The organism is Wenyingzhuangia sp. 2_MG-2023, from assembly GCF_030548295.1.
GTDB lineage: Bacteria > Bacteroidota > Bacteroidia > Flavobacteriales > Flavobacteriaceae > Wenyingzhuangia.
Window position 1 is genome coordinate 452,425 of record NZ_JAUOSB010000001.1, and the last position, 26,458, is coordinate 478,882.

The 26,458-nt window shown below is 33.5% G+C and carries 24 protein-coding genes; 5 read left to right on the plus strand and 19 right to left on the minus strand.

The features are described from left to right. Positions 1-6: 6 nt before the first annotated feature. From rnpA to Q4548_RS01725, 4 genes are read right to left on the minus strand one after another with little or no spacing between them, the layout of a single operon-like run. Positions 7-390 carry a ribonuclease P protein component gene (gene rnpA, locus Q4548_RS01710; RefSeq protein WP_303450715.1) on the minus strand — a complete coding sequence of 128 codons (384 nt, stop codon included), beginning with the start codon at positions 388-390 and terminating at the stop codon, positions 7-9. 41 nt (positions 391-431) lie between these two features. Then, positions 432-2,840 carry a TonB-dependent receptor gene (locus Q4548_RS01715; RefSeq protein WP_303450717.1) on the minus strand — a complete coding sequence of 803 codons (2,409 nt, stop codon included), beginning with the start codon at positions 2,838-2,840 and terminating at the stop codon, positions 432-434. A 20-nt stretch (positions 2,841-2,860) separates the two neighbouring features. Beyond that, positions 2,861-3,583: a DNA repair protein RecO gene (recO, locus tag Q4548_RS01720; RefSeq protein WP_303450720.1), complete on the minus strand. Its 723-nt coding sequence runs from the start codon at positions 3,581-3,583 to the stop codon at positions 2,861-2,863. Further along, positions 3,583-5,934 carry a hypothetical protein gene (locus Q4548_RS01725; RefSeq protein ID WP_303450723.1) on the minus strand — a complete coding sequence of 784 codons (2,352 nt, stop codon included), beginning with the start codon at positions 5,932-5,934 and terminating at the stop codon, positions 3,583-3,585. The genes recO and Q4548_RS01725 overlap by 1 nt, the downstream gene beginning before the upstream one ends. Positions 5,935-6,009: 75 nt before the next feature. On the opposite strand from Q4548_RS01725, the gene Q4548_RS01730 reads away from it, so the two are divergent. Further along, positions 6,010-6,483: a CYTH domain-containing protein gene (locus Q4548_RS01730; RefSeq protein ID WP_303450726.1), complete on the plus strand. Its 474-nt coding sequence runs from the start codon at positions 6,010-6,012 to the stop codon at positions 6,481-6,483. Between the two features lie 3 nt (positions 6,484-6,486). Here the strand turns inward: Q4548_RS01730 and Q4548_RS01735 are convergent, their stop codons facing one another. Then, a complete protein-coding gene (locus Q4548_RS01735; protein ID WP_303450728.1) occupies positions 6,487-7,128 on the minus strand; it encodes a hemolysin III family protein in 642 nt (213 codons plus the stop codon). 143 nt (positions 7,129-7,271) lie between these two features. Here Q4548_RS01735 and trpS point away from each other — a divergent pair, with 143 nt between their 5' ends. After that, a complete protein-coding gene (gene trpS, locus Q4548_RS01740; protein ID WP_303450731.1) occupies positions 7,272-8,240 on the plus strand; it encodes a tryptophan--tRNA ligase in 969 nt (322 codons plus the stop codon). 42 nt (positions 8,241-8,282) lie between these two features. Here trpS and Q4548_RS01745 read toward each other — a convergent pair whose 3' ends face one another. Genes Q4548_RS01745 through Q4548_RS01775 form a run of 7 tightly spaced genes read right to left on the minus strand, consistent with a single transcriptional unit; the run spans position 8,283 to position 16,372 of the window. Continuing rightward, on the minus strand, positions 8,283-9,083 hold the full coding sequence (locus Q4548_RS01745; RefSeq protein WP_303450733.1) for an alpha/beta hydrolase family protein: 801 nt from the start codon (positions 9,081-9,083) through the stop codon (positions 8,283-8,285). Between the two features lie 4 nt (positions 9,084-9,087). Beyond that, complete coding sequence (locus tag Q4548_RS01750; protein ID WP_303450735.1) at positions 9,088-11,589, minus strand: glycoside hydrolase family 2 TIM barrel-domain containing protein; 2,502 nt, start codon at positions 11,587-11,589, stop codon at positions 9,088-9,090. Positions 11,590-11,610: 21 nt separating this feature from the next. Then, complete coding sequence (locus Q4548_RS01755) at positions 11,611-12,477, minus strand: glycosyl hydrolase (RefSeq protein ID WP_303450738.1); 867 nt, start codon at positions 12,475-12,477, stop codon at positions 11,611-11,613. Between the two features lie 4 nt (positions 12,478-12,481). Further along, complete coding sequence (locus Q4548_RS01760) at positions 12,482-13,609, minus strand: alcohol dehydrogenase catalytic domain-containing protein (RefSeq protein WP_303450740.1); 1,128 nt, start codon at positions 13,607-13,609, stop codon at positions 12,482-12,484. 13 nt (positions 13,610-13,622) lie between these two features. Next, entirely contained in the window at positions 13,623-14,855 is a 1,233-nt protein-coding gene (locus Q4548_RS01765) for an NAD(P)/FAD-dependent oxidoreductase (RefSeq protein ID WP_303450743.1), read from the minus strand. A gap of 16 nt (positions 14,856-14,871) precedes the next feature. Next, a complete protein-coding gene (locus tag Q4548_RS01770; protein WP_303450746.1) occupies positions 14,872-15,180 on the minus strand; it encodes a 2Fe-2S iron-sulfur cluster-binding protein in 309 nt (102 codons plus the stop codon). Positions 15,181-15,208: 28 nt separating this feature from the next. Next, positions 15,209-16,372: a cytochrome P450 gene (locus Q4548_RS01775; RefSeq protein ID WP_336622725.1), complete on the minus strand. Its 1,164-nt coding sequence runs from the start codon at positions 16,370-16,372 to the stop codon at positions 15,209-15,211. 126 nt (positions 16,373-16,498) lie between these two features. Between Q4548_RS01775 and Q4548_RS01780 the strand changes: the two genes are divergently transcribed. Then, a complete protein-coding gene (locus tag Q4548_RS01780; protein WP_303450749.1) occupies positions 16,499-17,353 on the plus strand; it encodes an AraC family transcriptional regulator in 855 nt (284 codons plus the stop codon). 51 nt (positions 17,354-17,404) lie between these two features. Here Q4548_RS01780 and Q4548_RS01785 read toward each other — a convergent pair whose 3' ends face one another. From Q4548_RS01785 to Q4548_RS01800, 4 genes are all read right to left on the minus strand, one after another. Next, positions 17,405-18,442: an aldo/keto reductase gene (locus tag Q4548_RS01785; protein ID WP_303450752.1), complete on the minus strand. Its 1,038-nt coding sequence runs from the start codon at positions 18,440-18,442 to the stop codon at positions 17,405-17,407. Positions 18,443-18,565: 123 nt separating this feature from the next. Then, the gene (locus tag Q4548_RS01790; RefSeq protein ID WP_303450753.1) at positions 18,566-18,802 is read right to left on the minus strand and encodes a NifU family protein; all 237 of its coding nucleotides are present in this window, start codon (positions 18,800-18,802) and stop codon (positions 18,566-18,568) included. Between the two features lie 37 nt (positions 18,803-18,839). Continuing rightward, complete coding sequence (locus tag Q4548_RS01795; RefSeq protein ID WP_303450755.1) at positions 18,840-19,976, minus strand: Mrp/NBP35 family ATP-binding protein; 1,137 nt, start codon at positions 19,974-19,976, stop codon at positions 18,840-18,842. 132 nt (positions 19,977-20,108) lie between these two features. Then, positions 20,109-20,666, minus strand: coding sequence for a hypothetical protein (locus tag Q4548_RS01800; RefSeq protein WP_303450757.1), 558 nt, complete (start codon positions 20,664-20,666; stop codon positions 20,109-20,111). Positions 20,667-20,913: 247 nt separating this feature from the next. Between Q4548_RS01800 and Q4548_RS01805 the strand changes: the two genes are divergently transcribed. Continuing rightward, positions 20,914-21,447 carry an RNA polymerase sigma factor gene (locus tag Q4548_RS01805; protein WP_303450760.1) on the plus strand — a complete coding sequence of 178 codons (534 nt, stop codon included), beginning with the start codon at positions 20,914-20,916 and terminating at the stop codon, positions 21,445-21,447. A 4-nt stretch (positions 21,448-21,451) separates the two neighbouring features. Next, a complete protein-coding gene (locus Q4548_RS01810; protein ID WP_303450764.1) occupies positions 21,452-22,258 on the plus strand; it encodes an anti-sigma factor in 807 nt (268 codons plus the stop codon). 79 nt (positions 22,259-22,337) lie between these two features. On the opposite strand, the gene Q4548_RS01815 is transcribed toward Q4548_RS01810, so the two are convergent. The 3 genes from Q4548_RS01815 to Q4548_RS01825 all read right to left on the minus strand — a co-directional run bounded on the left by Q4548_RS01815 (position 22,338) and on the right by Q4548_RS01825 (position 26,457). Next, positions 22,338-24,542, minus strand: a complete 2,205-nt coding sequence (locus Q4548_RS01815) for a TonB-dependent receptor domain-containing protein (RefSeq protein WP_303450767.1) — start codon at positions 24,540-24,542, stop codon at positions 22,338-22,340. A 4-nt stretch (positions 24,543-24,546) separates the two neighbouring features. After that, positions 24,547-25,827, minus strand: coding sequence for a lipopolysaccharide assembly protein LapB (locus Q4548_RS01820; protein ID WP_303450770.1), 1,281 nt, complete (start codon positions 25,825-25,827; stop codon positions 24,547-24,549). Positions 25,828-25,905: 78 nt separating this feature from the next. Next, positions 25,906-26,457, minus strand: a complete 552-nt coding sequence (locus Q4548_RS01825; RefSeq protein ID WP_303450773.1) for a DUF4331 family protein — start codon at positions 26,455-26,457, stop codon at positions 25,906-25,908. Position 26,458 lies beyond the last annotated feature (1 nt).

Below are 26,458 nucleotides of genomic sequence, written 5' to 3' on the forward strand. Positions count from 1 at the left end.
TTCTAACTAAGATGGTAAAGAGGTATGCAGAGATTTAAACTTAAAGAACAGTTTTTTTAATCTAGACTCCACTTCCTCATAATTTGGAATCTTATTCCCCATATAAATAAACATGATATGATAAGATTGAGTATCGTCCTTAAAAAAGTCATGTTGATGCAAACGATAAGCTTCTCTTAAAAGTCTTTTGATTCGGTTTCTATCTACCGCCAATTTAAAATTTCTTTTGGGTACAGAAAAAGCAACTTTGGTCATTGCATTTTCAGAAGCTTCTACAGGAATATAAATCATTTTTATAGGAAAATCTTTGACAGACTTTCCCTCTATAAATAGTTGTGCAATTGCCTTTCTACTTTTTAATTTCTGATTTTTTCCTAATGTGAATTTCATATGACTGCAAAAGTACACAAAGACGGCATATAAATGTATTTTTAAAAAGAATATGCCACCGAAGCAGATACATTTCTACCCGCAGCACTTAACGAGGATCCAAATTCTTTGTAATACACATCAAAAATGTTCTGAAGTTGAAATTGTATTCTTAAATCTGACAATAAATAACAGTTAGAATTTAAATTGAAAACATACCAAGTTGGAGTCCCTTCTTCGTTAGGAGTTTCATCCAAATTGTCTATTCCTTCTATCTGATTGTACTCTTTCAGCTTTTTCTTACCAGAAAACCTACATTCCAAAGCTACATTGTATTTGGGTTTGTAAATTCCCATAGACACATTTCCGTATAAAGGGGGAATGGAAGACAAAGGTTGGTGAAAATCATAAGATTTTCCTTTGGTATAGGTCAGACTAACGTTGGATTTTAAATCTTTTAAAAGCTCGACAAAGGCACTCATTGTAGATCCGTAAATATATGCTTGTCCTAAATTGGTATTTGCTAATATTGCTTCATTTTCAAAAACATCTCCGTCATAAGTTATTGTAGTTCCAAATTCTGAAGATGGAAATCTAGAGATATAATCGTCCAACAACGTATAATATACGTTGATGTTAAAGTGATTTTTTTGTCTCAGCATTTTTTTAGCGTAACCCACCTCAGCACTGTACAAATGTTCTGGTCTTAAACGAGTATTAGGAACTGTTAAATTTCCTGATTTTGATCTAATTTTACCAACATCATCTACGTTTGGAGAACGGAAACCTTTGGATAAAATAAAACTAATCTTGTCACTTTCTACAGGCATGTAAATATAACCTATAGAACCTGTAAGAGCCGTATTACTCAAAGACAATTTATTGTTAGGAATCTTTACAGAAATGTTCTGATCCCATTCAGCAGTCAATAACGTACTTGTCAATCTAATCCCTACATTTAGTGTATTCTTGTTGTCTAATTTTTGTCTGTAAGAAGTATAAACCGCAGCACTACTGTACGTGCTTCCCCCATCAGGATAACGTGTATCAGCATTGTACATTGCTCCCACACCAACAATATTATTTCCAGAAATTTGTAATGTTTCTCCTTTTGCTTTAGAAGCTACTTTGTTATGTACCAATTCCAAACCATAATACATTTTTCTATCTCCTTTTTTGGTTAGTGATTTGTAAAAATCACTATTTAAAGAAAACACATCTACGTTTTCAAACCTTGACGTTCTATCCAAAGACCCAAACTGTCTGTTTATTCTAGACTCCGAAATATTTTGATACGCTAGCGTAATTGCACCATTTTTAAGGATAGACTTGTAGTCTTTAAAATTTGCTTGTGCAGAAACTAAAAATCTTTCTTGGGGTCCGTAACGCCATTCCGAAAATTTTAAATCTCCATCTTTTTCGTCATTCAATTTACCAAAATTAGGAATATCACTAGTTGTGCTGTATTGTCCATTTAGAATAATGTCAATATTTTCATGAAGCGGAAACATCAATTTTTGTAAAATATCCAACTGATGATATCCTGTATTTTTTTGAACATTCGGATCTGAATTTACAGAGCTATTCTCATAAAAACGATCTTTTGTGTTTTCCGAATATCGATATACTTTCCCCCAATCCTCATAACCATGAGTTCTGTTTTTTCCCATTTTAAGATCGTCAAACTTGCTAAAAGAAACATTGGTAAAAGAAGCCCATTTTTTTTGAGAAGCATATGAGCTAATGCTTGCACTTTGTTCATTGTTAACGGTACTATGTCTGTAAAACAAGTCATTTTTAAAAGTCAAATTCTTACTATAGTTTAGTTTTTTGGTATAATAATGCACTACTCCTCCTAGAGCATCGGATCCATAAACTACCGAAGTAGGTCCAAAAACCACCTCTGTCCTGTCCAACACAAAAGGACTCACTGTGATAGAGTTTTGCAAATGTCCTTGTCTGTAAATTGCATTGTTCATCCTCACACCATCCACTACTAACAAAACCCTGTTGGATTCCATTCCCCTTATAACAGGAGAACCTCCTCCTAACTGTGATTTTTGTACACGAACACCAGGAATATTGTTCAATAAATCTGCAGATGTTTGAGCAGAAAGATAGTCGATATTTTTCTTTGTTAAAATTTCTATTTGTTCTGGTATTCTTTGTTTTCTTTCTGCAACTCTAGACACCGAAAGCACCACACTTTCTAAATCTTCATATCTTGGGTTTAACAACACTAATTTATCAATATCTGATGTTGTTATTTGTAGTGTGTCGTAATTTTTATGGTAAACAAGTAACTTCTCAAGGTTATTCTTAACAGACAATGTAACCTCTCCATAGCAATTGCTAATTTTTTTAGTTCCTGTTTTTTTATTTTCAATGGTCACTCCTTCAATAATTTCATCGGTATACGCATCTATCACTCTTATTTTTTGCGAAAATAAGCTGATGGTAAAGAAGGACATAAAAAGAAACATTCTTAACATTATTCTAAAACTTTTGAAAGTATATCTATTGATTTTGGTCTTCTAAAAGAAGGAAGGTGAAGCTGATAATATTTTAACAATAGGTCCAAAACTACACCTCTTTGATTCTTATGAAACAAAGTCTGGTCTAATACATCAAATTTTATGCCCAATGCTTTGTTAAATAAAGCTAGGTTGTCTCCCTGCAAAATGTTTGCTCCTTGCCTTAACACGTATTTCCCTTCAGACAAATCAAAAAAGTAGCCTTTTTCCATACCCGTTTCATCCGGATAAAACCCCAAACATTTTGTCAGCTCTATCAAAAATTTTAAATGAAAATTTGCCACCTGATCATGGTGATCCAGCCAAAGTATGGCACTTTCTAAAAATTCAAACAAGACTTGATTCTCTCCTTCTTCTTCCCTTAAAACCGAGGTCAAAAATTCTGACAAGAAAAAAACAATAGATTGTTTTAAAAAATGTGTGTGCAATGTGTGAAAAAGATGAATCACTTTGGCTTCCAAAATGCTATTCAAGCTTCCTTTATTGTTATGAGAAGCGTTGATTTGCAAAATGGTTAAAGGAAGAAATTGAGATTTATTGATCTTTCCTTTTTTTTGTTTCAACACACCTCGCAATATGTACGATTTTACTCCTTCTTCTTCCGTATAGCATTTTACAATCAATCCATGATCGCCATACTTTACAGAATTTATAACAATAGCTTTGGTAGTTACTTGCATTAATTAACAATTGCTATTTTGGTCGTGGTATTTTCATTTCCATCTGGACTAGAAAGTAAAACAATATAGATCCCAGAAACCACAAAATTACCTCTTAAGTTTTTTTTGTTCCACACCACTTTACCTCCTACAGATAAATTGTCTGCACCAACATTTGTTTCGTAAACCAATTTACCTGATACTTCCATAATCTTCACATTAGTACCTTCTGGAATTCCTTCTCCATTTTTTGCTACAATGGTAATTTGTTCGTGACCAATTTTAGAACGAATTGCAGGATTTGGATAGGCTACTACTTCTGTAATTTCAGTTCCAAAAGGCTCATTTTGACTATCGTAAGACAAAACACCTTCATCAGTTACTATATATATAAAACCTGTATCTGCATCCAATTCCAAATCAATCACATTATTTGATGGTAATGGAGAATTTCCTGTATTAAAAATATCAAAGGTTGTTTGTCCGTCCGAAGAAGTATATACCAAACCAGCTCCTTCTGTAGCAAACCATTTGTTCCCAGCTTTATCTATCAAAATATCATTCACAGGAGTATCTCCTAAAAACTCTCTTGCTACTCCATTTTCTTCAATAATTAATTTAGAAGCTTCTCTTTTGGTGCTATTAAACAGATTGCCATAATCATCAAACACCATCAAACCAATACTTGTTCCTATCCAAACTTTATTACCACTATCGGACACCACCGAAAAAACTTCGGTAGAAATCAATCCTCCACTATTAGCTCCTCCATCTATAATTCCTATTGGTACGTCTTCCGTATCATTGGCATTAAACGCTAAAACACCACCATCTCTCGAACCTGCAAAAATGACATTATTTTGATCAACAAACATTTTATTAATACCAGAATTTTTTCCGCCGTTACCTGTGTAATTAGAAAAAGTTACGCCCGTTGTCCATGCTCCTTCCCCTCCATTTGCTTCACTTTCAAACTTAGAAAACAGCAAATTATCCAAACCTCTTGCATTTGCCACCCACACAAAGTCATTGTTATCTACAATTAAATCTGCTTGCCAATTTACTGAAGAGCTACCCCTATTGTAGGGAATAATACCTTCCGTATTGGTATGATTCCATGTTTTTTTATAAATTTTATTTTCTAACTCTACCACACCTTTGTCATAGGAAGCTACCAAAACCCTATTTGTGTTTTTTGGATCTACAATTGCCTTGGTATAGTCTATCAAATTTCCAACATTCAACTTTTCAATAAAGGTCCATTCATTACCATCAAAAAAATCCACCCCTTTACTTGTTTTTAGATTATCATAAGTTGGTGAAAACCCTCCATATGTCAACCATGTTTGATTTTCATATACACTAATAGACAAAGCATTGTTTTCGGAAGGTCCATCGGGATGAATTTCTAAATATTCTGTTTTATCATCCAAACTAGTTGTCAAAACCCCATAAGAACTTGTATTTACAAACAATGAATTGTCTTTTAAAATTGCTTTGCTCGTTGTAAAAGTATGACTTGTAGCTTCTGACAATTTTATTTGATTCATCAATGTAAATGTGCTAACATCATACAATTCAACCAAAGTAGTCATGGTAACTGTTAAGCTTGTTTCTAAGTCATCAACAGACAAATCTAAAATGGTTCCAGAAGTAGTTTTTAATGCCGTGTTAGGATTGTCTACACTGTAAATATTTTTTGCTATAGAGAAATAGATATTTCCATTTGACTGAATTATGTTTTCAATGCTTCCTCCAACTATTTGTGTCCAATTGTTAAAGTTTACAGGGCTCAAGCCAGAATTCAAATCAATACTATAAAGCCCTTTTGCAGTAGCAGCGTACAAAACGCTATTCAACACCGCCACTTCGTTGACCAAGGTAGCCAAACCATCTGTAGACAATTTGTAAGAATCTCCAAACTCTGTATTTTCTACATTCAACTCAACAATTCCAAAATCTCCATAAGCAAATTTCAAACCCTCTTTAGCATAAAATCCTTTGACTGATTTCGTTACTAAAATCAAATTGTCTTTGATTCCCGTAACAGGATAAACATCATCTGAAGGAGAAACCAATTCTATCATTCCACTTTCGTAACCAATAAGAGTATAGCCAGAATCTCCATCAAAACCAACACTAGAAGTTATTGAACCTGAGAGACCATTTACGGAGGAAAATTTTTGGCTAGAATTGTTATCCAAGTCAGTTCTAAACATGGCATTTTCTGTAATTGCCACCAATTTATTTCCTACTATTGTAAAATCTTTTACATTGTTATAAGAATAAAGATCTTGCCATTGACTAGAAAAATCTTTTTGAGCAAAAACAACACTGCTGATAAATATTAAAATAATATGTAGATATCTCATGCTTAAATCCATTTCTTTAAGTTGAATGGTAACAAATGTAAAACATAAAACATAAACTCAGATTGATTCGCACAAATGAATTACAAAGAAATTGAACGTAAATTTTTAGTAAAAAACCTTGATTTTATAAGCGATAGCTTTGAAAGCAATCGAATAGAGCAAGGATATTTAAACTCTGACAAAAATAGAGCTGTTAGAATCCGAATTACTAACAACACAGGTTATTTAACCATCAAAGGTGTTTCCAATAATGCTGGAACCACCAGATTTGAATGGGAAAAAGAAATATCTCCTGCCGAAGCAACACAGCTATTGGCTATTTGTGAACCTGGTGTTATTCAAAAAACACGTTATTTGGTAAAAAGCAACCAACATACTTATGAAATTGATGTTTTTGATGGAGACAATCAAGGCTTGATTGTTGCTGAGATAGAATTAAATTCAGAAAATGAGTCTTTTGAAAAACCCACATGGCTTGGTGTAGAAGTTACGGGAGACGTAAAATATTACAATTCTCAACTGAGTAAAAATCCTTACAAAAATTGGTAGAGATTAGACTACATGGTAGTAAATGGTAATAAAATGGCACAGGCTACCTAACAACACAAAAACATGAAAAATTGCATGGTTGAATTTAATTTTAGTTGCCGCATAAAAATATGCTCCAACAGAATAAAAGATTCCTCCAAAAAGCAACCAACGTTGACCCCAAACAGGTAAATTGAGCATTAACGGTTTTAAAAAGAAAACAATCAACCAGCCCATTATTAAGTAAGAAAGAATTGAAATTACTTTAAACCTACCAATAAAATACACTTTAAACACAATTCCTAAAACTGCCACCAACCAAGATATCCCAAAAACAATCCATCCTACTCTCCCCACTAAAACTACCAAACAAATAGGTGCGTAAGAACCTGCAATCAATACGTAAACAGCAGAATGATCTAAAATATTTAAATAATATCTCACTTTTTGATTGATGGCACTATGGTACAAGGTAGAAGATGCATACAAAACAATCATACTTACACCATAAATAGCATAACTAATAATGGCTGCGGTATTGTGAGAATGGATTGCCTTAAACATTAAAAATGGAAACATCACAACGCTTAAAACAAAACCGAGCGCATGTGTCCACACATTCCATTTTTCCTCATCTGCTTCGTAATATGTTACACTGAAATCCACTTGACATCTATTTATCAATAAGTTACAAAAAAACCTCAAATAAACCAATGTCAATCTTTAAGAAACGGAAATAAATCAACCATATTTAAGTCTGTTTTTTAACGAAAGTGTACTTTTGTGCAAAACAATATTTTTTAAAGGATATGGCAAGAATTTTAACGGGTGTACAAAGTACAGGAACTCCTCATTTAGGAAACTTATTAGGGGCAATTATACCTGCAATAGAAATGGCAAACAATCCAGATAATGAATCTTTTTTATTCATTGCAAATTTGCATTCTTTAACTCAAATTAAAGACAAAGAAACATTACGACAAAATACGTATAGCACCGCAGCTGCCTGGTTGGCTTTTGGTTTAGATATTAACAAGACTGTTTTTTATCGTCAAAGTGATGTACCACAAACCACAGAACTTACTTGGTATTTAAACTGTTATTTTCCATTTCAGCGATTAACCTTGGCTCATTCTTTTAAAGACAAAGCTGATAGATTAGACGATGTAAACGCTGGTTTGTTTGACTATCCAATGTTGATGGCTGCTGATATTTTATTATACGATGCAGAAGTTGTTCCCGTAGGAAAAGATCAATTGCAACATTTAGAAATAACTCGTGATGTTGCTAGTAGATTCAACCATCAAATGGGAGAAACTTTTGTGTTGCCCGATGCTAAAATACAAGAAGGAACCAAATACATTCCAGGTACCAACGGTGGTAAAATGAGTAAATCTCAAGGAAATATTATTGATATTTTTCAGGATGACAAAAAATTGCGCAAGCAAGTCATGAAAATTGAAACCGATAGCACTCCATTGGAAGATCCAAAAAACCCAGATACTTGTAATTTATTTGCTTTGTACAAAATATTAGCTAGCGATGAACAAATTGCCCAAATGAGAGCTAATTACGAAGGCGGAAACTATGGTTACGGACATGCCAAACAAGCTTTTTATGAATTACTGTTAGAAAAGTTTGCAACTCAAAGAGCCAAATACAACTACTATATTGAAAACTTAGAAGAAGTTGACAAAATATTAGTCATTGGTGCACAAAAAGCTAGTGCTGTTGCCAATAACGTTTTACAAAGAGTAAGAACTACTATAGGTTATTAAATACAAAAAGGGCTGATAATACATATTACCAGCCCTTTTGTTTTATAATTGTTGATTAAAAAAACGCAATGTATCTTTTATGTGTGTTTCCCAATAAACCCACTCATGTTTACCACTAAATTCCTCATAAACATGTGGAATATTAGCCGTCTCTAATTGTTGATGTAATGTTCTATTGTGCGCTATCAACAGATCATCCACACCACAATCAAAACGAACAGGAGGCAATAAAGTCTGATTTTTTTCCATCAAACTAAACACAGACTCATTTTCTATATTTTCTTGTTGATAATTCCCCAAACCTTCTTCTACAAACAATGCCATTTGTGGCAAATTTGTAATAGAACTATGTCCTGAAATCCCTTTAAATGTTTCTGGATATTTTGCTCCAATTCTTAACGCTCCATACCCTCCCATAGAAAGCCCTGAAATAAAAACAGGTGAATTGACTGTAACTACATCTATATTTTCTCTAACAGCTGTAATCACGTCTTCTGCAATCCATTTTTCAAAGTCTAAACTATTGTGAGGTAGGTAAGCCGAACCATCACCCCAAAGACCATCAGAGGGCATGGCAATAATCATCGGTTCAATTTCCTTATCCTCTATCATTTTTTGAGCAGTTCTATGAACTCCTGCTTTTTGAGACCAAATCCAAGCACTTCCATACACTCCGTGCATTAAAACAACCAACGGAGTATCTTTTGACAATGTTACATTAGGCACAAACAAACAAATGTCTCCTCTCCCTTTTAAATTGGATGTTTTTACTGTGATAAATCTTAAATTATCCGATTCGAATCTAGGATCTGATATTTCCGTTGTTTTAAATTTAGAATCCATTTTTTTAGTGTATTTCTAGTGCTGTACTTATTGCTTTTAACTTTTTTGTGGTTGTTTTTAATGTCACTACTCCTTTTTGATTGGATTGCACAAAAATTACTGCCTGACCATTAAAAAACTTACGTTTGGGTTTTGACAAGTTTTGCATGTTTACAGGATCTCCATTTCCTGAAGCTAAAAATGTAGCAGCTCCACTTACTTCTATGTCCATATTTTCATTAAAGTGAGGACACAAATTTCCTTCTTTATCAACTACAGAAACTACATACACGCCTACCTCACCATTTTTAATCGTCTTAATTTCTGGCTGAATGGTAATATGATGTGGAGCACCAGCAGTAACTCTTATCGTTTCGGCTACTTTTTTACCTTTTTTGTTATAAGCTACTATTTTTGCTTCTCCTGGTTCGTAAACTACATTGTCCCATACAATTGCATAAGCCTTGGTTAAATCCCAGTTACCACCTCCAGAAGCTTCTACAGCAATATCTGTATTCTCAAAATTTAATTTCGCCAATGGTTTTTTAGTTTGTACTCCATAACTTTTACCATTTACAAACAGCTCTGCTTTATCATAAGATGTGTAACAAACTACTGGAAAAGAGGTTACATTTAGCTCTGGCCAAGTCCAATGTGGAAAAAAGTGTAATACTTCTTTGTCTTTTCTCCATTGTGTTTGATACAAATAAAATTTATCTTTTTCCAAACCAACAAAATCAACGGGGGCAAAATAAGAACTTCTAGATTTTGCTTCATGATAAGGAGAGGGTTCACCTAAATAATCATAACCCGTCCAAACAAACTCTCCGTAAACGGTTGTGTTTTTTTCTTGAGATGCAAATTCCTTAAACGGAGGATATCCCCAAGGAACTTGAGTTGTTTCATAATTCCCAGGATGTCCATCTGCATATACTTTGGTGTTTAAAGAAGCCCCTCTTTTATTATGTAGTGTATCAAAAAAAACTGGAAATTTATAAGCATTACGAACACTTACCGTTCCTCCTGTTTCACTAGCAAAAAACTTTAAATTAGGATATTCCTTTCTAATTTGTGCATAAATTCCAGGTTTGTAATTAAACGCGGCTACATCTACTGTTAAAGCCATTCCACTTTTTAACGCGTTACCTGCCGAATTGAATCCAGCTGTTGTAGCACGTGTGGTGTCTAATGTCTTTACAATGTCATTTAAATACTTGGTAATATGGTTAGGATCGTGTTTGTACTGCTCCATAATTTCGTTTCCAATACTCCACATCATCACACCTGGATGATTTCTATCTCTTAAAATCATATCTGTCAAATCGGTTTTTGCCCACTTGTCAAAATGTTTAGAGTATCCGTTTATTACTTTACCAAGTTGCCATTCATCAAAAGCTTCATCAATAGCTAACAAACCTAAAGAATCACACACATCTAAAGCCTCTGGTGCTGGTGGGTTGTGAGAAAAACGAATGGCGTTTACACCCATTTCTTTCATTTTAAGCATTTGTCTTACAAACAATTCTTTGTGAAACGCTGCTCCTGTAGGTCCTAAATCATGATGCATGTTTACTCCTTGAAATCTTATTTTTTTATCATTCAAATAAAACCCATCTACTTCATAACGAACAGTACGGATTCCGAACACTGTTTTGTAGGTATCAATTTCTGAATCTCCTTTAAAAATAGTTGTTTTTAAAGCATACAAATTCGGATTTTCTAGACTCCACAAATCTGGTCTTGAAATTTTAAATTCTTCTTTTAACGTTTTTTTATTTTTGATAGTGATTTCTTGACTTTTAGCAGCAACCACCTTTCCTTTAGTATTGACTATTTCATTTTTAACGGTATAAGTTCCATTTCCTAACACCTCTACTCTTAAATTAGCAATGGCTTTTCTTTTACTAACTACAGGAGTGGTTACAAAAGTTCCCCACGTTTTTACATGTGTATTGTTGGTTTTAATAACTGATACTTTTCGGTACAAACCAGCTCCTGGATACCAACGAGATTGAGAGTTGTAATTTTCTAATCTTACAGCAATAGAATTATCACCAGGCTTTAAAAACTGAGTAATATCAAAATGAAAAGAAATATAACCAAAAGGTCTTTCTCCTACATAATGTCCATTAACGTAAACCTTGGCATTGCTCATTGCTCCATCAAATAACAACTGAACTTTTTCTTTTAAATCTGCTGATGAAACTTGGTGTTTGGTTCTGTACCAACCTACCCCAACATATGGCAAAGCACCACTCCTACCGTGGCGATATCTTGGTTTTGATTCCCCATCCTGAATTACCATAGTTAATTGTATATCGTTGGCAAAATCAAAATCTCCATGAGCAGCCCAGTCGTGAGGTACGGTTACATTTTCCCAATCCGCATCGTTAAATTTTTCTTGAAAAGCTGCACCATAATCATAATTGGTAAATTTCCAGTTTTTTAACAACTCAACAGTTCTACTTTGAGCCATCATTAACTGGAAAGAAGAAATTAAAAGAATTATTGATATGTATTTTTTCATACTTTGATTTTTTTGAAATGATTATTTGTTACTATCCTCTAATTTGTACGTACGGATGTAATCTATATATGCTGTTCTATCTTTTTTATTTGCACTTGCTACCTTTCCTCCGTCTTTAGGAATAGGATTCCAATCATAACTTTCTATAGAAAAATGCAAAAATAATTGTTGATCAAAATCTACAGGTGGTTTTAAAGTATACTGATATTCACCATCCAGATAAAAAAGTAATTCGGTGGGACTTTTCCACCAACACCCATAAGTATAAAACTTCTCTGAATTTTTTATTTCGGGAATTTTCATCCCCTGACTTCTGGTTGATTCATTACATGTAGTCTTTCTATGAATGGTATTAGAATGCATTATTTTATTCCAATTCTTTCCCCATTCTTCTGCCAAAGGAGATACAGAACCTATAGATTCTGTAATATCTATTTCGTGTTTTTTTCCACAAACACCTCTAGACATCAACCAAAAACCACCTCCCATTTCCGTTTTGCTCATCTTAAATTTACTTTCAAAATAATGTCCATACGAAACAGCTTCTTTGGCACGAATAATTCCCCCGTAATAATTATACGTAGCAGGTGTTTTGTATTTGTGACTTACAAAAGTTTGATCTAATTGACCTACCTCTATGGTCATGTAGCCTTTTTTTATTGCAATTGAACTTTCTTTGAACAATGCTGGAGGTCTACCAATCCAACCAAAATCTGGATGTTTTTCTGGATCTGCTATCCATTTCTTTTTATCTAATTTTTCTCCTTTAAATTCATCCGAAAGATTTTCCATCAACTTCCATGATTTTCCTTTGGGAGCTTTTATTTGAGCTATAGACACACTTGATAACAAAACAAAAACCAAACCTAAAACAGCTATATTTTTCATGAATTTAGTTTTTAAAAGTAATCACTCCTTTGGCATTTTTACCACTTAACATATCTGCAAAAGCTTGTTCTAAATTATCTAACGTATAGGTATTGGTAATCATTTCATCCAACATCAAATCTCCTTTGTCATACAAAGCCTCTAATTTTGGAAAATCTATTTCTGGTCTTGCTGCACCATACAATGGGTTGATGTATTTTTTATCCCACTCAAACAAACGCATATCTACGGTAATTTCTTCTTCAATTCCGCTCACTTGAACCGCAGTACCTGCATTACGAATCATTGCCAAAGGAGCAACTCCCAAAGCAGGAACGGCAGTACATTCAAAAGCAAAATCTGCTCCTCTTCCTTCTGTCATCGTTTTCACTATTTCAGCTGCTTGCATCAAACCTTTGTCCTTTTTATCAGCTAAAATCACATCTGTAGCTCCAAATTCCTGAGCCATTTTTAGACGATTTTCGTTAATATCTATCGCAATAATTTTTGCAGCTCCCGAAATTCTAGCCGCCTGAATTACATTTAATCCAACACCACCTGTACCTAAAACAACTACCGAACTACCGAACGTTACTTTTGCCGTGTTAAATACCGATCCACAACCCGTCATTACTCCACAACAAACAATAGAGGCCGACTCAAAAGACAATTTTTTACTCTGCTTTTTTACCACTGCTGATGAGCGTACCAGAGTATATTCTGATAACGTTCCAATATTAAAAGAACGCTCAATAGGTTCTCCATTCCAAGTAGTTCCTTCTATTGCTACATGTCCGCCTGGCAATTTACCAGCATGATTTGCAATTACAGGAGAATTATTTTCACAAATATGTTGGTTTCCTTCTTGACACTGAAAACAGCTATAACAAGGAGTTGCCCAATTTAAAATTACCTCATCCCCCACTTTAACATTTTCTACAGCCTCACCAACAGCAGTCACAATACCTGCACCTTCATGCCCTAAAACAATAGGCATTCCCCAGGTTAACGAATCATGGTCAGTATGACACAAGCCAGAGGCCATCATTTTAACCAAAACCTCGTCTCCTTTAGGTTGATTTACTTTTATATTTTCTATTGTAAATTTCCCATCTCCTATAGAAATGGCTGCTTTGCATTCAATAACACTCATTTTCTGATTTTTTTTAGTTTACAACTATCGTTTTTAAATCTGACTCTGCATTGGCTAATTTTTCTTTATCTAAAATTGCATTTGCTTTGATGTACTTAGTTCCAAAAACATAACTTTTTGCATTGTTGATGGAATCTACAGCCAACAACCTGTCTCCTTTAAAATACCAAATAGAAAATTTATTTTCATCTTCAAACCTTACGACAGAATTATCAAAACCTTGAGACAATCCCACAATTTGTAATTTGATATCGTATTGATCTGACCAAAACCAAGGCAAAGCATTATAAACTGTTGGTTTTCCACAAATATTGGCTGCGGCAACTTTAGCCTGATCCACAGCATTTTGCACCGATTCTAATCTTACAAAAGCATTGTACAATTTGTTATAATGATAGGTACAATCACCAATGGCATACACCCCCTCTTCAGATGTTTTGGCTGTTGGATCTACTTCAATTCCATTATTTATAACAATCCCTACTTCCGAAGCCAACTCTGTATTTACTTTAATTCCAACTCCAATAATAATTACATCCGCCTCATAAGAAGAACCATCTGCACAAATTACCGTGTTTTTATTTCCGTTTGTTTTTATTTCTGTAACCCCTTTATTTACACAAATATGCACACCATAATCCGTATGTATTTTTGTGAAAAAGGTTGACAAATAAGGAGTCGTAACACGTGCTAATATTCTTTCTTCACGCTCTAAAACCGTAACATTTGCACCCAGTTTTTTTAATGATGCTGCTGTTTCTAAACCAATATACCCTCCTCCAATAACTACAATTTTCTTTTGCTCACTTGCATGAAAAGCTTTTCGGATGTTTGCAACATCCGTAGCGTTACGTAAAGTAAACACGTTTTTTGCTTGTTGAATTCCTTGAATTGGTGGCACAAAAGCTCTTGCTCCAGTAGCTAAAACCAACACATCATAAGATTGAATGGTTCCATCATTTAGCTCAATCGTTTTAGCCTCTTTATCTATTTTAGAGACTACTTTTCCTAAAGACAACGTAATATTATCTTTCTCGTAGCTCTCTATAGGTTTTAGCAAATTGTTTTGAATGCTATCTTCTAGCTCCAAATATTTTTTGGATAACGGAGGTCTGTGGTAAGGAATGGTTTCATCTTTATCAAACAAAACAATGTTTCCTTGCCAACCTTCTTTACGCAATGCAAAAGCAAAATTTACTCCAGCATGACTTGCTCCAATAACAACACATGTTTTGGTGTTAGACATTTTTATGAAGTTTTAATTATTTAGCAACAGTTAACTCTATTCCATCAATAGCTTCTGAAATTTCAATTTGACAACACAAACGACTGAATTCATTTGCTTCATCGGCCAATTCTAACATGTCTGTCTCTATCTCGCTTGCATCCCCAACTTTTTCTAAATCTTTTTCTGCCACAAATACATGACAAGTAGCGCAAGAGCACACACCTCCACAATCTCCATCAATTCCACTTACTCCATTGTTTACTGCCAATTGCATTACACTTCCAGAAGCTCCTTCTAAAGTTACTTTTTCATTATCGCTAGTGATAAAAGTTATTTTTGCCATAATCTTTATTTTTTATTGTGTTGTATTCTTAGTATTTATTAAACTTAACGGTGATAGCATTGTACCCTACTTTTCTATCAAACTCTCCCAATTCTTCTATATTTTCATCTGTATTGATGATATCCATAGAGGCTACCTTTTCTGCTAAAATTCCTAAAAGTGTTCTCATAATCTGACGAGCATGTGTAGCCCCCAAACAATTATGTGTACCAAAACCAAAACTTACATGTGGATTCATTTTTCTATCAAAATCTACTTCGTTTGGATTTTCAAATACCGCAGCATCTCTGTTTGCTGAAGCCCAACATAAAGAAACTCTTGTGTCTGCTTTAATTGCATGTTCACAAACCTGTGTATCTTCCGTAACTACTCTACCCATGTGTGTTAAAGGAGCAAAATAACGAATCAACTCCTCTACAGCATTGTTGATCATTTCTGGATTTTCTTTAATTGCATGTAACGATTTAGGGTGTTCTGAAAAATAAGCGATGGAATTTGTCAATGCATTGATAACCGTATCTCTACCTCCTGCAAAAGTTAAAATCATGATTCCTTTTACTTCTTCATGCGTTAATTTTTTTCCGTTTACCTCGGAACCTAACAACACTGAATACAAATCTTCTCCAGGATTTTTTGCTGCTTCTATAATTCGTTCATCAATGTAATTGTATAGAATATTTGCTTTGTCAGCATCCAAACTTTCACCTTCACTTCTAAACACATGCGTTCCCCAAGAAATCCAAGTTTCAGATTCTGAAAAAGGAGTATTTAACAAAAGGGTCAAGGCTCTAGATTGTAATTTCAAAGAAAAATCTCTTACGACCTCTACCTCATCCTTATTTAGAACTTCATCAACCAAAGCTGAAATTTGTTTGTGCAGTTTTTCTTGATATGCTGGTTCATTTGGTCTTTTAAACCATCCATCTAGCAAGCTTCTAAACTCTTTATGCAAAGGAGGATCTACTTCAAAAGGAATTTGTCTAGTATCTCTAATTTTTACTTCTGATGGAATTACAATACGTCCTACTTCTTCTCCACCCGACTGAAAGGTTTTCCAATTGTGTGCTGTTTTTCTAACATCTTTGTGACGTAGTAAAATAGTAACTGGATCGTTCTGATCGTCCATATGCCCATAACCCTTTTCTACTCTTGCTTTTTCAAAAGGATCTGAAAGTTTGCTTTTATCCATCATATCATCAAAATATTTTTCACAAAATTGATATTATTATTCCTTGCATATTTTTCTAATATTGTCTATTATTTGAACTATATTAACTTTGTGGTAGGTTTTAATAACAATCCTGTGAATTAAATTGATTTGAAAGCAATAAAACAACAAATATCTCAACAAGCCAATCAATCATTTACCGTAAGTGAATTTGAAAAACCTTATTTTGATTCTCCTTGGCATTTTCATACAGAATACGAACTTACCTACGTACATAAAGGTTACGGAACTCGATTTGTAGGTGCTAGTGCAGAATTGTTTCAAGAAGGGGATATGGTTCTAATTGGTACCTGTGTTCCTCATTACTGGAGGTGTGACGAAGATCATTATCAAGACAACGGATTGTCCGCTCACAGTATTGTAATTCAGTTCAAACCCGAATTGTTTTTTCACACAGAATTACCCGAAATGGATGCTATTAGATTGTTGCTAAAAAAATCTGCAAGTGGTGTAGCCTTCCAATTTTCTAAAACTTATCAAGATACTTTTTTTGCTATTTTAAAAAAGACTGGATTTGAACAATTGATGGAATTTTACAATTTGTTACATCAAATGAGTAAAGATAAAAGTCAAAGACTGCTGTCCATTTCTTTTGATTCACAATTGTATCAAGCCAAAGACAGTAAAATATTTCAAGAAGTCATCAACTATATTTTTACGCACTTTAAAGACGAAATATCATTGATAAAAGTTTCTGAAAAAGTACACATGTCTACTCCCGCTTTTTGTAGGTATTTTAAAAAGAGAACTCAAAAAACTTTTACAGAATATGTGAACAATCTTAGAATAGCACAGGCATCAAAATTATTGATAGAAACAGACATGAGTATTTCTCAAATTTGTTTTGAATGTGGCTATAATAGTTTGAGTTATTTTAACAGACAGTTTAAAAAACACAAGAAAATTGGTCCTAAAGAATACAAAAAACTTCATATTATTTCATAAAAAAAACAGCTATAAAATCATAGCTGTTTTTTTTTATGTTTAAACGTTAAATTAAGGTGCCGGATTGGGTTGCAACTTATGAATTCCGTCTATTTCTTTTAAAATTTCTTCTGATAACGTTACCTTGACAGAAGCTATATTTTCTTTTAACTGATCCATTTTTGTAGCTCCAATAATAGTAGACGTTACAAAAGGTTGTTGCTCTATAAAAGCCAAAGAAAGATCTACCAAACTTACATTGTATTTTTTAGCCAAATCATTGTATTGTTCTGCCAAAAACATTGCTTGTTTGTTGCTATATCTGTTATAGTTTGGAAATAATTTTATACGAGAACCTTCTGGCAAATTGTCGTCAAAATACTTTCCTGATAACACTCCAAAACCTAAAGGAGAATACGCTAACAAACCAACATTTTCTCTCATGCTAACTTCTGCCATTCCTACTTCATAGCTTCTATTCAACAAAGAATATGGATTTTGCATGGTTTTACAACGAGTTAGACCGTTTTTGTCTGCTTCATTCAAATGTCTCATCGTTCCCCATGGAGTTTCGTTAGACAAACCGTAATGACGAATTTTACCTGATTTTACCAAACTATCCATCGCCTCTACCAACTCAGCTATTTTATCATCCCATTTTTCTTCTGGGTTGTGCTTGTAATTTAAATTTCCGAAAAAGTTTACATTTCTATCTGGCCAGTGCAATTGATACACATCTATATAGTCTGTTTGTAAACGTTTCAAGTTATCTTCAATCGTTTCTAAAATCAATTTTTTGGTAAACTGCTGAGGTTCTCTTATATAAGACAAACCAGGATTAGGACCTGCAATTTTACTTGCAATAACCAACTCTTCCCTTTTTTGATTTTTCAACCAAGTACCTATCACTCTTTCAGAATTTCCCTGAGTTTCTTTTCTACCTGGTACAGAATACAACTCTGCTGTATCAATAAAATTTACTCCCTGTTCAAAAGCATAATCTAATTGTTCATGTCCTTCTGCTTCGGTGTTTTGTTCTCCCCAAGTCATACTTCCTAAACAGATTTTAGACACTTTAATATCTGTATTTGGTATATTGGTATATTTCATGACGTGTTGTTTTTTTGGCTGATAAAATTACATAAAAAAAGTGTCTTATAATTATAAGACACTTTTGATTTTTGAATGGTAACATCGTTATAAAACAATGATTATTTTTAAGATGAAAAGTTTTTAACTTACATCTATAACACTTTCTATTTGTGGTGCATGCTTCTTAATCATAGCTTCTACACCATTCTTTAACGTCATTTGATTTACGTTACATCCTACACAAGCACCTTCTAATTTTACCTTAACGATATTATCCTCAATTGTAATCAAAGAAATATTTCCTCCATCTGCTAATAAAAAAGGGCGAATCTCTTCCAAAGCTATTTCTACATTCTTTTGTAAATCTTCTGCACTCATAATTCTCTATTTGTTATCTGTCTAAATATACTATTTATTATTTGGTAGAGCAACCGCTCATTGTTGTAATTTTAACAACTTCTGTTGGTGGCAAGTCTTCATTTCTTTTCAACAATTGAGTTGCCATATTTTTAGCTATCTCTTTAAAAGCCAATTCTTGTGGTGTTCCGTTTTGCAAAGCAACAGGATGTCCTACATCTCCAGCTTCTCGAATACTTTGTACCAATGGAATTTCTCCCAAAAAGGCTGTTTCTATATCTTCTGCCAAATGTTTTGCTCCGTCTTGTCCAAAAATATAATATTTGTTTTCTGGCAATTCAGCAGGAGTAAAATAACTCATATTCTCTACAATTCCCAATACTGGAACTTTGATGTTTTTTTGCTCAAACATAGCCACTCCTTTTTTAGCATCTGCCAAGGCAATATGTTGCGGAGTGCTTACAACTACAGCACCTGTAATAGGCAACGCTTGAACTATTGACAAGTGAATATCTCCTGTTCCTGGAGGCAAATCAATCAACAAAAAGTCTAATTCTCCCCAAGCTGCATCAAAAATCATTTGGTTCAATGCTTTAGAAGCCATAGGTCCTCTCCATATTACAGCTTCATTAGGATTTGTAAAAAAACCTAAAGACAATAATTTTACACCATAACTTTCTATAGGCTTCATTTTAGAACGTCCGTCAACATCTACAGAAATTGGTTTTGCTTTTGCTACATCAAACATCAAGTGCATAGAAGGTCCGTAAACATCTGCATCCAACACCCCAACTTTAAAACCCATTTTTTGCAACGTTACTGCTAAATTTGCAGTTACTGTAGATTTTCCTACTCCACCTTTACCAGAAGCAACAGCAATGATGTTTTGAATGCCAGGTATTTTTTCTCCTTTGATTAAATTTGGATTAGCTTTAGGCTCTTCCTTTTTAGTAGCAACAGTCAAATTTACTTTTACCTTTGCTTCAGAAAATTGAGCTACGATAGCTTTTTCAATTTCCGTTTCTGTTTTCTTTTTTGCTTGCAACGTAGGGTTGCTTATTTGCACATCTACAACAACCTCATCACCAAAAATAACAATGTTACTTACATTGTTACTCTCTACCAAACTCTTTCCTTCACCAGGTGCCGTAATGGTTTCTAATACTGCTTTTATCTCTGATTTTGTAATACCCATTTGATTGTATTTATTTGGAGCGTAAAGATACGCTATTTAGTCTAATCCTAAGAAACTGAAATCCATAGTCTTGATATATAGTAAAATCTTACACACATTTAAAATTCTTGTGATTAGAGTCTTTACTTTCTTTTACAATTTGTATCCTATTCTTACGGTAAAACTACCTACGAAAGGAGAATCTTGAGTTAGAAAACCATCTGTTTCTTTGTACAAAACATCTGCTCCCAAACCAACTCCCAACTCGTAATGCCAATTTGCATTCAAATTTCTTTTCAATCCCCAATTTACAGTTACATTCAAGTTATTTCTTTCTAACTCTGCATTGTTGGTTGCTATGATAAAAGCATCAGAAACATAAAACGCTTTTACAGACCAGTAATTAGCACAGTTGAACGCAACATCTTTCCCTTCTTGGTATCTTTTTTTAAGATTAAAATACCAACGTGGTTCAACAGAAACTCCAGGCACAAAAGCCAATACAGATTCTCCAGATCTTTTTTGATAAGCTCCACTCAAACCTAACTCACTTCGTAAAGCTACTTCTTGTGTCAACTTGGTTTCATTATTTACCCACAACCCAAATCCTGTTTGGATATTGTACAAATTCTTGACTACAGACACCTTTTCTACTTGAGCATTTACAGTTAAAGAAACTAAAGCTACTACGGTTAAAAAACACTTTTTCATTCAGATTTTATTTAAATTGTTGTACTTATTTATCTTCACAAAGGGAACAATCTAGTTGCGAAAAAAACACTTTCTGTACTTTTACACCACAAACTTAGTTCCTTTTCTACAATTTATTGCCTCAAGATTCTAGAAACTACGCAATCAAAATAAAGGCAGATTGTAGCTACAAAAACATCCTTAACAATTGCCCCGTATAAGTCATTAATTATTGTTATTTTTCATATCCTAATTATGATACTAAACTATGGATGCAGTAGATGTTTTGGTAAAAAAATTTCAAGAAGAAAAAGATCTTAAAGCGTATGAACAACTATACAATATGTATCATAAAAGCATGTTGGGGGTGATTTATAACATTTTACAAGATGAGGATTTGTCTAAAGATATTTTACAAGAAGTATTTTTAAAAGTTTGGAATAACATTGAAAGCTATTCTTCTAAACGAGGACGTTTTTTTACTTGGTTGCTCAACATTTCAAGAAACGCAGCTATTGACAAAACACGATCTAAAGAATATAAAGAGCTTAAAAAGAACCAAAGCATAGATATTTTCGTAAATATATCACAGCCAGAAGAAAAGGAGATTAGTGATGAGGAAAAAACACTCTATACTAAAATTCAAAAACTATCTGAAAACTGTAGAAAACTAATCGACTTGATTTTTTACAAAGGATATACACAAAAAGAAACATCGGAAGAATTAGACATTCCTCTAGGTACGGTAAAGACTAGAAGCCGTAGTTGTTTAAATAGTTTAAAATTAAGTATCAATCAATAGGATTATGATAGACGTAAAAGAATACATAGATTCTGGAATACTTGAACTATATGTGGCAGGTACCCTTAATAGAGAAGATAGCTATGAGGTATACACATACATACAACAATATCCAGAAATAAAAGAGTATGTTAAAAACATTGAACATACCGTTATAAAAATAGCAGAGATTAGCAATCACCAAGAAATGAAAGCTCATCCGTTTGCTAAATTGATGAATTCCATCAACAAAAAAGAAACCAAAGTAATTCCAATTCAATGGTACAGTTATATGGGATGGGCTGCTAGTGTGGTACTTACTATAGGTATTTTTAGTTTGTACACCAGCAACAATTCTCTTAAAACCAACTTGACAAAACAGATTGCAACGAATCAAACATTAGACAATCAAAAAAGCACTATTCAACAAGATTTGATAGCTACCAAAATAGCACTAGACACCAAAGATGAAGTAATTGCTTTTATGGCTTCTAAAAAAACTTTAAAAATAGATTTGGCAGGACAGACAATAGCTCCAGAAAGTTATGCAGCAATTTATTGGGACAAAGACACCGATGAAATGTATGTGGATTTGAATGGTTTACCGCCAGCTCCTGAAGGAAAAGTATATCAATTATGGTCGTTAACATTAAATCCTTTAACACCTACAAGTTTAGGAACCTTAGATGCTTATAACAATGGAGATAGGTTTATTAAAGTATCGAACAGCAATACATCACAAGCATTTGGAATTACACTAGAACCTGTTGGTGGTAGTGCATCTCCAACATTGGATCAATTGTATACGTTAGGAATGACAAAGATCTCTTAATTTCACAAAACACAATTGTATAATTAGAAAGAGCCACCTCTATAGAGATGGCTCTTTCTAATTTAAGATTTCTTTGAAATTAAAACTTGTAACGAATACTCGTTTTTAGGAAAAAAGGAGTTCCTGGTGTAAAATGTATTTCTTCTACAGAATTTACCTCTCCTGCCAATCTTGATTCTGTTGCAAATTGTGTTTCGTTCCAAGCAACATCAAATAAGTTTTGAATTTGAACCCCTAAAATTATTTTATCCCATTCATAACCTACATTCAAATTGGTTAATGTATATCCTTTTGCTACAATAGAATTATCTTCATTTGCTGGTCTATTTTTCAAATGTAAAAAATCAATCCCTCCATAAAACCCAGATTCTTTTTTATAATTTACTCCTCCTTTTAGAGTAAAATCTGGAGCTAAAGGCACGTAATCTTGTCCATTAGGTTCATCTCTAAATCTTGCATGTGTATAATTTGCATCTAAGTTTACAAATAACGAGTTTACAGGTTGATACCTAGTGCTTAATGAAACACCTTTTCTAATAGAAGCTCCATTAGGTTCAACAACTCCTGCATCACCTACATAAACAAATTCTTGCTCCGATAGCATACCCCACGCAGTAAACCCAACTAACAAATCAGGTACTGCTTTCCATAAAAACCCTACATCTGTAGTATAAGCCTTAGGAATATCATTACCCAAAGAACTCAAAACCAACCTACTGTCATTGGTATGAAATCCTTGACCAACTTTTGCATAAGTTTGAAATAGGTTATTTGGTGTATAGGTAACACTCAATTTAGGACTTACCACCAATGCATTTTGCTCTTTTAATTTATTGTCTGTTCCTAAAAAATCTTGATAACCAAAGTTAAAACGATCCAATCTTACAGAAGGCGTAAGGTTCCATTTTCCAATCTCAAAGTTGGCACTGATGTAACTAAAAAAGTTAGTTTCATTTACATCTCCGTATTGAATTCTCTCTAAAATTTCCGATTTATTCTTGGTACTAGACAATTCAACCTTGTCAGCTCTATCAGCTCTAACACCTATCCCCGCATTTAAAACCACTTCCGAAGTTCCCAAATCAAATTTCTCTTGATAATCTGACTGGTAACCAAATAAGTTTCTACTTTCTTTTTGATGAATTTGATCTCCATCAACAGGATTGTTTAAGAAAAAAGTAAAGTTGGAATACAAGTCAAAATTATAATTAGTATAGTACAACAAGTGCTTAAAGCGAGACTCATCGTTTTTATTTTTGATGATATTTAAAGATACATTGGTTCTAGAAGTTTCTCCTCCTTCAGTATCATCAATAGATCCAAATCTTGAAATTGTTCCGTCTGCCACCGCTCTTTCTGGAATTTGACCTGAAGCATTCCAATTACTCACAAAATGAGAAAATGAAAACACAATTTTAGAATCTTCTGTAGTTTTAGAATATTTGCTATTGATGTTTATTCTTTTAAAATTCTGTGGACTCTCAAAAGGCCCATCAGAATTGATATACTCTGTAGCAATGTACGCATGCTCATTGGCTTTTTTAAGAAATGAATTTAAAAACACCAAACGTTGCGTATTGAACTGACCTACCTCTAGCTGTATAGAGTTGTTTTTTAATGTTTCTTTGCTAATAACATTTACCGTACCTGTGGTCGCAAAATTTCCTTGACTATAGTCATAAGTTCCTGCTTTAAAATCTAGCTTGTCAATAGTTTCTGGAATTACAAAATGCAAATCCGCATATCCCTGCCCATGTGCATGAGAAACCATGTTAACCGGCACTCCATCTACATTTACTTGCAAATCTGTTCCGTGATCAATATCAAAACCACGATAAAAAATTTGTTCTGCTTTTCCTCCTCCTGCATGTTGTCCAATAATCAACCCTGGCACTTTTGTCAACAATTCTTGTGAAGACTTTACAGGATTTTTCTGAACATCTACTTCTGTTAAAAGACTAGAAGTATTCACTCCGTTAAACAACACCACCTGCTCCAAAGCAACCGTAGTATTCGCTACCAAAATAGTAATATTGTTTTTTTTGTACACTATTTTCTTTTTATCATAACCTAACTTTGTAAAAACAATTGTGTCTCCAACTCTTGTATTTTCTAATTCAAAACTACCTCCAAAATTGGTGTGTGCATGTGCTTTGGTTCCTGTGTTATATACCAACATATAGTCTACAGGAACATTGTTTGTATCTAAAACTTTTCCCTTCAATACTTGCGCAAAACTAAAACTGCATGAAAGCAGTAAAATCAGTGATGTGATTTTTCTCATATTCTTATAATTTTAAAACTTGATTCGTTTTTACTGGACCTAACTCAAAACTAGCTTCTAACAATTCTTGTTTGATAATTTCCAAAGCATCTCGTCTTTCGTTCATTTCATACACTTTTGCTACTCTTAACAAAACTTCTGGCTCATAAGATTCTACAACTTGGTTTGTTTTTAAAATATGCATCCCTTCATAAGGATCTTTAAAACAAGCAGTTGCTAATGCCAACATAGAATACGATGCTGCTGTTGGTCTATTATTCACCTCTCTTAGCGCGGTTTGGTAGGCTTCTTTGTAATTTTTAGTATCTATCAAGATGTCAAAGTTATACTTATTATACATTTCTCCATACTTAGCATCTTTAACTTTTGACCAATATTGAGTTAATTTTTCTGACACTTCTTTATACTCATAGGTTGCAATTTCGTACGCAAATAAATCCACATCTACTCCTTTGTATCTTTCATCTAACACCTTCAATATTTTTTTAGCTTCTAAAATATCTTTATCATTGGAAAAAGAAATCCATGCAATTTTTTTTAATGCGTAATGATTGTTTGGATCTTTTTCTAAGGTTTTTAAATAATATTTATACGATTTTTCAATGTCTCCATGATGTCCGTAATAATCTGCTAAATTGGTAATACACCACAATTCTAACTCTTCGTATTCTTTTTTTTGCGCACCTGCCAACGCTTCTTCCATATAAGAAATGGTTGCTTCCAAATCTCCTTTGTGATCTTTCCATTTGGCAATTCTAATCAAGTAATCAAAAGATCTTTTATTTTCTATTTTTCTTAAATATTCATAAGCAATTTTCTCTTTCCCTAATTCTAAATTTACGTCAAACATCATTTTTATGGTTTCTTGTTTCTGATCACCATTCATTTCTGCCTTTTGCAACAATTCCAACGCTTTTTTAAATTGATGTTGAGAAATATAATTTCTAGCCAACGATCTTAAATAACCCGATTGTTTCCCTCCTGATTTTTCTACAGCAAGTACTAATAAATTTTCAGCTTTTTTTAAATGTTGAATGTCTCCTGTTTTAGAAAACAATTGAGTTTCTAAACCTGCTATTTTTGCTCCATAAGGAAATTGATTGGGATTTTTCACTAACTTTTCTTCCCAAAAAGAAAGATTGGTGTGTATTCTTTCAGAAGCATCATTTTCTTGCGTTTGTAAATAAGTTGTCAAGTCTTTTAAATCAACCACATCTTGAACCTTCTTTTCACAAGAAATAAAGACAAGAGCTAGGGTAGCTATAAATATGTAAGTGTTTTTCATAATTTGGGAAAGTTTTAGGTCATAATTAAAAAACAAATGCTGATATAAATTCAGCATTTGTTTTTATAAAATCTTGTATTACCAAGGGGATGCTAAGTAAGGAAAAGATGTTGAAAAATCTTTGTCATTAGCACTCACGTTGTCGTCAGACAATGTTGGATTTTCAGAAAAATCTTCACCTCCAAAAATCAACAACAATTCTACTGTAATCACATCATCTGCCAAAGCTCTACCTGATAATGTATTCTCAGCAACACCATCATAAAAAGTAGTTTTACCGTCTAAACTAACATTCAATACATCTGTTGCTAATAAGTTTGTGAAAGCAGTAGCATCTTGCCCTAAAGCGTTCATATCAGTAGACTGGGTAAAAGCAGGACTTAATGCTTCTAAATTGGTTTTAAACTTACTTGCAAAAGCAGCTGCTTGCTCAGAAGGAATTGTCATATTAAAAGTATCCTTATCTTCCGAAGCAACAAAAACTGTATTTACTGCGGGTCTTCCCATTTGATCTTCTAAAACAAAAACAGCTTCTGTTTCCATTTTCATATCGTTATCATCATCAGAACAGTTAAAAGAAACTGCTGCAATTAATAACATGCATCCTATAGTTGTTATTTTACGTATCATA